Source organism: Limisphaera ngatamarikiensis (assembly GCF_011044775.1).
GTDB lineage: Bacteria > Verrucomicrobiota > Verrucomicrobiia > Limisphaerales > Limisphaeraceae > Limisphaera > Limisphaera ngatamarikiensis.
In genome coordinates this window covers 28,472-37,912 of sequence record NZ_JAAKYA010000079.1, presented here as the reverse complement: position 1 = coordinate 37,912, position 9,441 = coordinate 28,472, and the positions used below count along the sequence as shown (strand labels likewise).

Sequence of the window (9,441 nt, the reverse complement as noted above, 5' to 3'; positions counted from 1 at the left end):
GTAAGGGCCCTTGGGAAATCCACATTACCCTCAGCCCAGGCGCTTCAGGGTGCCGCACGCAACCGGAAGAATCCGCCTGCGCCATCCAACGGCAAATTCACCCGGTACTGGTCACCGTCGAGCACGGGTGCCACCTGCACCGGCACCCACTGCACCGGCGGCGTCAGACTCTCTGCGCGTTCCAATACCACGTTCCCCATACCGGCCGGCCAGCGCAATTCGAGTTGACCACCAGTCAGGCGGGCCCGCAACTGGGTCGCCATCACAATGGTACGGACCGTGGCCACGTTGTTGGCCTTGGCCGGATCGTCCGTGGCAGATCCAACGTCGGCCCGCACCGGGAACTCACCCACCATGGCAGGTCGGGCGGTAACCTGGACCTGCAGGGCCCGGCCAGCCCCCAGATTGCCCAGATTGCCGAAGACCACCTGGTTGCCCTGCACGGTGTAGTTGCCGGGCACGGCCTGCACAACGCTGAACCCGGCCGGCAGCCGATTGGTCAGAGCCACCTGGACTGCCGTGCCCGGGCCGTGATTGGTAATGACGGTGGTGTAGGTCACCAGACCGCCCAACACCACCGGATCCGGTTCATCCGCAAGGAACACCTCCAGGTCTGCCCGTGGCGGCAGCACCTCCACCTGCACTGCCGCCGTGTTGTTGCCCGGATGAGCCTCGGTCTGTCCGTGCCAACCGCCCAGGGTCCAGGCCACGGATCCGACCGTGTCGGCACGGAGCACCAGGGTCGCGGTGGCAACGTCATCCATGCCGAGCGATCCCACCGACCAGTAGACGGTGCCGTTGGCGTTGGTGGTCATCTGACCCCGTGTGACCTGGCTGCCGACCAGCACCGCGCCTTCGGGCACCAGATTGGTCACCGTCACTCCGGTGACATCCCATGGACCGTGGTTGGCCACCTCCACTCTGACCACCCAGTTGCTGGTGACCACCGCGCTTTCCGGAGCCGTCGCCGTCACCGAGAGGTCCGCCTCCGGCAGGAACCGACCGCTCGTGGTGATCTGCAGCAACCAGCCGTTGCGGATGTGGCCGGACTGCGCCGGCGCATCGTCCCGGATGAAGAGCCGCCACTGACCGTTCGGATTCGTGTCGTTAAATGCCGCCAGGCTGGTGGCGAACGGCGGCTCGGGCGCCGGCGTATCGAGCAGGTCAAACGCACCGTAATTGGTCGGTTTGAAAACCCCGTTCGTCAGCGGTGCGGCATCCGGCAGGGGACCGGGCGCTGCGTCGTCCAGGGTGAGCGTTACATTGGTGACCCAGTACCCGCCGCCAGCGTCGGACATCACCATCACTTTGCCGCCCGCCGGGCTGACCAGGAGCATGTCGATGTCGCTCGGCCGGGTATGATAGAGGTTCGTGATGGTGACCACGGTCTTACTGACTACGCCCACCAGGCCGGTCACGGTGATGACCGACGGATACGGTTGGGCCGGGGCGTCGTCCCGAATCTCGATCGGCGCCGTGTTGGAGAATGTGGCGGTACTGGTTCCAAGCAGGTAACTGAAGGTGACCCGTCCCAGGTCAAGGTTGCCGTCCCGGACTTGGAACACCGCCCGTACGATGCTGCCATTCGTACCCTGAACGGTGAAGGTGTAATCGCGGGAAACGGACGGCCCGTTGGGTGCCAGCGGCCCGTAACTTTGCGCCGCGCCGGGCTGCACCACCCCGTTGGTGGCCAGCAAGGTGGCGACCACATTGCTGAGCGGGACGGTCCCGGCGTTGCGCAGGGCGAAGCGCACGGTGACACGCTCACCGGGATCCAGGGCGCCGTTTCCGTTCGGATCGCTCAGGAGCCTGGATCCGGCAGGCACCACCACGCCACCGTCGTTGTCCACGATGGTAACGACGGCCACCTCCGGCGTCAGCAGGGTCGCCGGCCCGGTCACGTTGAACAACCGCACGCTGAAGCTCTCGGTGCCTTCCTCCTCGGTATCATCCAGCACGAACACCGTCAGCGTCTGGGTCCGGACGCCGTTGGTAAACACCAACCGGCCCGAGGCCTGCACGTAATCCTGACCGGCCCGCGCCGACCCGTCCTCGGTCCGCCACTCCACCGTCACCGGTGTGTCCAAAACCCCGACCCGCTCGACCGTCAGGGTCACGCTCACTCCGCCCTCGGACACACTGTAGCTGGGAGAGCTGAATCGCAGGCCGGCGTCATCGTCAAGGATGCTGATCGTGGCCACCGAGGGTTCAACCACGACCGAGTTGGTGTCCGGGTTGACCAGTTGGAAGGTGAACGTTTCCGTGTCCTCGACCAGGGTGTCATCCAAAATCGGGATGATCACCTGTTTCATCACCTCGCCGTTGGTAAACACCAGGGTCCCGGCCGTGGTAACAAAGTCCTGGCCGGCCACGGCGGTGCCGCCAACCGTGGTATAACCCACGCTGTTGGTGCCGTGCATGGCCCCCATGCGGATGACCTCGACCACCACGTTGGTGGCCACGCCGTTGGTCAGGCTTTCCCTGACCTCGTACCGGTTGGTAGCCAGCTTGAACCCGGCGTCGTTGTCCAGAATGACACCCACGGCCGTCGGTTGGATGATTTCGGTCCCGGGGCCGGGCTGGAGCAGGCGCAGGCGGAAGGTTTCATCGCCCTCCACCAACCGATCCTCCAGGAGGCCAACGGTCACCGACTTCAACGTCTCCCCCGGGGCGAAACTCAGCGTCCCGCTCGTCGGCTGGTAATCCAACCCTGCCCGGGCCGTTTCGTCCTCGGTCACGTAGTTCACCTGAACCGCCCGGTTGGTGTCGCCCACTCTTCGAACCTGGAAGGTCAGGCCGCCGTCCCCCTCGGACGCCAGGAAGGTCGGCGCCGCGAATCCAAAGCCCACCTCATCATCCGCAATGGTTACAAGCACATTGGTCGGACCCACGATGCGGGCGCCACCGGTTACATTGGTCAGCACCACCAGGAAGGTCTCCTCGCCCTCCACCAGGCTGTCATTGAGGAGGTTGACCACGATCACCTTGTTGGTCTCGCCGTCGGCAAACGTGACCGATCCACCCGCCCGCACGAAATCGAGTCCGGCGGTGGCCGTGATCTCACGAGTTTCATAACCCACGCTCACAACGCCACTGCGCCCGTTGGTACGGATCAGTTGGATGACGGCCTGCCCGGCAGCTTCGCTGACCCACAAGTTGGTTTGGACGAGCCGGATTTCACCGGGCGCCCGCTCATCATCGAGGATGGTCAGCGTTGCCTGGAACGGACTGACCAGGAACCCGCCCGTGACGTTGGTGAGCGCCATGGTGACGGTCTCGTCGCCCTCGGGCAGGGCGTCGTCCAAAACCGGTACAAACACAAACCGGATACTTTCGCCCGGAAGGAAGGTTACGGTGTTGGTGACATGTTGAAAGTCCGCCCCGGCCGTGGCGGTCCCATTGGTTGTTGTGGTGAAGTCAACGATGGTTGTGCGCTCCAGGTTCCCCAACCTCAGCAGGGTGATGCGCGCCAGGCCGCCACCAATGTTTTCACTGACCGTGAAATTGTCCTGGGCAAATGAAACGCCGGTGTCATCACTCACCACCTGGACTTCGGCCACGGGAAGGTTCCCCAACCCGAGGCCGGGCGCTTCGGCGGGGAGCAGGTTGGTGATGCTCAGCCAGAAGGTGCGGGTTGGATTCAATTCAAAATCGTCCACCACGGGAATGGAGATTTCCGCAAATGCCTCGGCCTCCGGGAAGGTCACCTCGAAACTGCCACCCAAATAGTGGATGCCGTTTGTGGCCGTGCCGTCCATGGTGGTCAATTGAGCACGCACGGGCTGTCCACCCGGGGCATTCGCCATGCCTCCGCGTCGCCGGAGCGTCACCACCGCGTTGGTTTGATCCTCCCATACGACGAACCGACCTTGCGCGAATTCGATGCGACCACTGCCGGCAACGGAGCCACCGTAAATCCGGGCCAGACGGCGCCGGAGCTGACCGTCGTAGGTTTCGAAGGCCCCGCCCAGGACGATCTTCCCATCCGGCTGCAACAGTACGACGGCCACCAGGGCATCCGCGCCCGCGCCAAAATTGATGGTTGGGTCCGCAGTGCCGTCCGGATTCAGCCGGGTGATCCCGCCCCGCGTGACGCCGTTGCAGTGCCGGAAAGCACCCCCGACAAGGATGCGGAGATCCGGCTGGACAGCCAGCGACCATACCGTGTCGTCGGCTCCGGCGCCCGGATCGAATGTCGGGTCCACGGATCCATCATCCAGCAGGCGCGCCAGCCGGATCCGGGTTCGGCCGTTGACCTGCGTAAACTCGCCGCCGATCAAGATCCGACCATCCGGCTGCAACGCCAGTGCCCGTACCGTCCCGTCCGTGCCGGTGCCCACCCGGAACGTGGTATCCAAGCTGCCGTCCGGGTTGAGCCGGACGATGCCCGGGCTGGGCACCCCGTTGAATTGACGGAACTGGCCCGCCACCAGCACCTTGCCCGCGTGCAAGCTGTTGGTTGGGTAGGCCACCACGGCATACACCGTGCCGTCGGCACCCGTCCCGGGGTCAAAGCTCGGATCCACACTCCCATCGGCCAGAACTCTCGCAATCCCCCGGCGGGCAACACCCCGGTAGGAGCCGAATGCGCCACCGACCAGAATTCTCGGCTGTCCCTGCCACCATGTTTGCGCCAGTGCAAACACGGGCTGATCGGGTCCGCTGCCAGGGTCGAACGTGGTGTCGACCCCCCCGTTGGTCTGGAGCCGTGCCAGGAAAGGCCGGGCCAGCCCGCTCACCTGACTGAATGCTCCGCCAATCAGGATTCTACCGTCCGGTTGCAGAAGCAGGGCATTGACCGCGCCATTGATGGATGCGGAGAACGAGGGATCGAGGGCCCCGCTCATGCCTTCGAGCCGAACCAGTCGATACCGCAGCACATCATTGGCCAGGGTAAAGTCGCCTCCGACAAGGAGCTTCCCGTCCGGTTGCAGGCCCACGGCCAGCACGGCATCGTTGAAGTGCCCGTAGGAGAAAAGGGTGTCGAGTTCACCCGGAGGCTCGTTAACGCTCTCGTCGTCAATGATGCGAAGAATGGCGGTCGCCGGGCTTCCCAACGCCGAGGGCGGATTTGCGCCCGAAAGCGTCAGTGCCACAAACCGGTCCGCGTGATCCTGATTCGGACCGTCGAGGATCTGGACCTGGAAGCTCTTGGCGACCTCGCCGGGCCCGAAATTCAGGGTGCCGTTCGTTGGAACGAAGTCGGTAAAGGGCACCGCGGTTCCGGGTTCCGCCCGGTAATTGACGCTCAAGGCCCCGGCGGCGCCGTCGGTTCGCACCACCGTGATCAGAGCGGCACCCCCGTTCTCGTTCACGCGATACTCCGTCGCCGGGAACAATACAAGGCCCGGGCGATCGTCGTTGGTAATGACGAGGGTCCCCACCGAGTTCGGGCCCAACGCGGCCGGATGGGGAATTCCGTTGAGAGTCGGGTTGATCAGCCGCAAGGTGACCCGCTCGTCCGGTTCGATTTCGCCATCGTCAATCAAGGGCACCCAGAAAGACTTGGGCGTGACATCGCCATGGAGCCAGGTGAGGTTGGTGGAAACCGGGAGGTAATCCACGCCAGCCGTCGCCGTGTTGTCTTCGGTCACGGCCGTGACGCTGAGGGTACCGGCGCTGCTGCCCCGCCGGGTGACGGTCACCAGAACGCGCCCCGCCCCTTCCATGGCCCCGACCACGGGCGGGTCGAAGTTGAGCTTCCCTCCGGGTGTGTCATCGTCGACGATGGTCAGCACGGCATTTGAAATGCCGCCGACTGCGCCTCCCACCAGACGCAGGAAAACCGTTTCGTCCGGTTCGATCTGGGTGTCGTTGATGATGGGTATGGTAAACGTCTGGTTGGTCACGCCGTTCAGGAAGGTCAGGGTTCCGGACCTGGGCTGGAAATCCGACCCTGCCGTGGCGGTGCCGCCGGGGACCACCTCATAATAGCAGGTAAGGGTGCCGAAACTTCCGTTCGTCCGAATCACGGTGATGACCGCCTGACCGACGCTCTCCACCACAACAAAATTGGTGGTGGCAAATCCCAATACACCGCTCAACCGGTCGTCGTCCACCACAGTAAGGGGTACCCGGGACCGCCCCAGGGCACCGCCGATGGGGATGTTCTCACCACCCAGGAAGAACACATCGGCGAACGTCGGCGTGGACAGCCGGAACGTCGTGTTACGATCCCCCTGACTTCTGCTGTCGTTCAAGAGGGTCACGTTGACCCATCCCTCCCGATAGTTGTAGAACTGCTGGCCAAAGATGGACCTGGGAGCGTAGTTATCCCCGAACAACCCGTCGCTCATCATCCGAGTGGTGGAATTGGGTTCACTGGCCGGCCAGGTTGCCTGCCAGGACGTCAGGTAGATGGGCGGGACAGCATTGTAGAGATAGTCCAAACCGCTGCGCGCCAGGCCGTCTTCGATTTCGAAATTCGCCCCCAAAAAGCCCAGCGCGCCGTTTTCGCGACGCAAGTCCACCGAAAGCAAGGACTGGTTTTCGTTGGCGGTGTAGGAAGCCCGGGCGAATCCGATGTTCCCCGGCCCGGGCGTTTCGCCGCCAATCAGCCGGGCAACGTTCAGCCGGTTTCTCAAGCCGTCCCGCGACTTGGGTTCGATCCACAAGTTGGGGTCGGCGTTGGAATCCGGTCGGACCAGGGCGGAGGCCTGTCCACCGCCGACCTTGTCGAAACGTCCAACGATCAGGACGTTGCCATCGGTCTGTACAGCCGCGCCAAACACAGTCCCGCGGGGATCGGCAAACCGGGCCCGGAACAGGCCCGCGAACTGATTGTAGGCGGTGTCCAGGAAGCTGGTGTCGAGAACCCCGTTGTCGTAAAGCCGGGCGAAGCTTCTCCGGGGCGTACCATTGTAGGAATCAAAACTGCCACCGATGTAGATCCGGCCCCCCGCCAGGACGATGGTGTAGACAGGGCCATCGGTGCCGGTGCTGCCCGGCTCAAAGTCCGGGTCCAACGCCCCGGTGGCGGTCAGCCGCGCCAGGTTGTTGCGCGGCTCGAGGTTGACATGGGCAAACTCGCCCCCGATGAGGATTCGCCCGTCTGATTGCCTCCGGATGACAAACACCCGGCCGTCGGTCCCCGCCCCGGGATTGAAGCTGCTGTCCAATCGGCCGTCGTTCATCAATCGCGCGATACCGCCGCGCACCGTGCCCGACACGCTGTAGAATTCGCCACCGATCAACAGACGCCCGTCGGGTTGAAGCTCCAGGGCATATACAGGTCCGTCCGGTCCGGTTCCCGGATCGAACGTCGTATCCACGGACCCGTCCCGGTTCAACCGGGCCACGTAGGGCCGCGGGATACCGGCCACGGTGGTAAAGTCACCGCCGATGTAAACCCTGCCATTGGCGTCCACAGCCACAGCCCACACCGCTCCGTTGGGTCCGTCCCCCGGGTTGAAGCCCGGGTCCAGGGCTCCGTTACTCAGGATCCGGGCCACGCCCACCCGCCGTTGACCGTTGTAGGACGTGAATCCACCGCCGATCACCCATTGGCCGCCGGGCGAGGCCGCGATGGCCGCGATGAAGGCGTCCGCCCCCGAACCCGGATTAAACGTGGTGTCCAGCGAACCATCCACGTTCAACCGGGCAATGCGGGAGCGGCTGACGGTGTTGTAGGACGTGAAGTCGCCGACGATGATGGCCCGGTTGTCAGCTTCCAGCGCCACGTCATAAACCACGCCGTCCGCACCGGGCGTGGGAAGATTGAGAGGGCTCGTTATGACCGGCGGCACCATGTACGAGCCGAAATCAGGGTTGTAATACTGATCCACCGACCCGGCGGGCGGGTCCTGGTCATCGAAGAGGATGGTGACCGTGGTTTGGTTGACGGTGCCCACCAGCGTGGGTCGGTTGTCGACGTTGCGGTACAAAAACAGCTGAAAGTCCTCGTTGAACTCCGTGAGGATGTCGTTGGTCACCACCAGCTCAATCTCCTTGTCCCGGAAGTCATTTTGTCCCCAGTCCAGACTTCCGCCGCCGGGGAAGCTGTAGTTGCCAAGCACTACAAAGTCCGAGTTGGTCCCGCGAATTCCGATGGGTTCATCCGGGGGGGTAGGGGTGGCGTAGTCGGAGCCGGGTTGGAGCGGGAACGTGTTGTTGTCCATTTCCAACTCGTTGGCATCGTCTCCGGCGCCGAGGAAATTGTTCACGCGATAGCGCAGCGTGACGGCCTCGTTATTGGTCCCGGAGCGTGTCACCCAAATCCTGATCCTTCCATAGTAATCGGAAGCATCCTCGGTTGTTCGGTGGACCACGCGGTAGAAATTGAAGATGGCATTGGTGGGCTGGAAGATCACGTCGGGTGGATCATTGGTCCCGACCGGCTGGAAGTTCCGCGCCCAGACCGGGTCAATGTCCGCATCCAGAATCCGCACATATACACGGCCGAATGCACCGTCCACGCGCGGAGGAGCCACCTCGGCGGATTCCTGCGGGTCGGGTCGCGGATTGGACAGCACCACGGCAAAGGTCCGGTTCGTGTTGGGCACGCCTCCATCCGGAATGACCCGGATCAGAATCCGTTTGGTCATCTCGCCGTGGTCGAAGACCAACGTGCCCTGCACGGGTATGAAGTCCTGGTTCGCCCGGGCCGGGATTTCCTGGCCCGGCATGGTCACTTCGTCCTGGGCGATCTCCTCGGTGGCGTAGTCCACCAACATTCGGCCCGTTGCACCTCCGACCCGGGTCACCGTGACCAGGACGCCGGGTACGCCGAACTGATAATACGTCTGGTACGTGCTCGCATCCTCGGCCCCTGTCCCCTCCAATTCCGAACACTGGATCAAGGGCACTTCGCGCACTCCCCCGGGGCCGATCCGGGTGGCAATGTCCTCGGTGGCGAACCGGAACACCCCGCCGGAGTGGTAGGCCCACCCCAGGACAATGTCGGTTCCCGCACCGGCTGCGAGGCTGGGTTTCAGTCCCACAGCGATGTAGTAGGTGCGCCCTTCCTCGGCGACAAACCGAAGGGCGCTGGGCCGGCCGGCGAGGATTCGGAAACGTTGCCCCGGCGTCCCGTACGGGGTTTTACCAAAGGAGAATGGAGGTGCGTCGTCATTGGCGGCCACCTGGCGAAGTTCGGTCAGGCGATCACCCGTGTAGACGGCCAGAACGGTGTCCGGGCCGCCGGGACTGGCCAGGGTGTCCCAGGTCACCTCGCCGCTGCGCGGGGCCGTCCAACGATACCAGATCGACGGCACGAGATATCCAGCATGGCTGGGCTCACCCGGTTCCCATGAGGCGCCGGCCAGAGAGCCGCTTACCGTGCCGTAAGGGCCGCTCAACCTTTCGGCGTTGGCAAAGTTGTCATTGGCAGGCTGTGCCAGCAGATGGCTGCTTCCACCCACGATCAACCAAAGGGCCAGCAACCATGGGCTCCCGAGCTTTCTTTTCATTCCGGGTTTGCCTGACAATCTGCTCATAGTTCAC

General features: G+C 63.7%; 1 protein-coding gene. It reads right to left on the bottom strand.

The features are described from left to right. Positions 1 to 44: 44 nt before the first annotated feature. The gene (locus G4L39_RS11655; RefSeq protein WP_165108359.1) at positions 45 to 9,407 is read right to left on the bottom strand and encodes a Calx-beta domain-containing protein; all 9,363 of its coding nucleotides are present in this window, start codon (positions 9,405 to 9,407) and stop codon (positions 45 to 47) included. Positions 9,408 to 9,441: the final 34 nt, after the last annotated feature.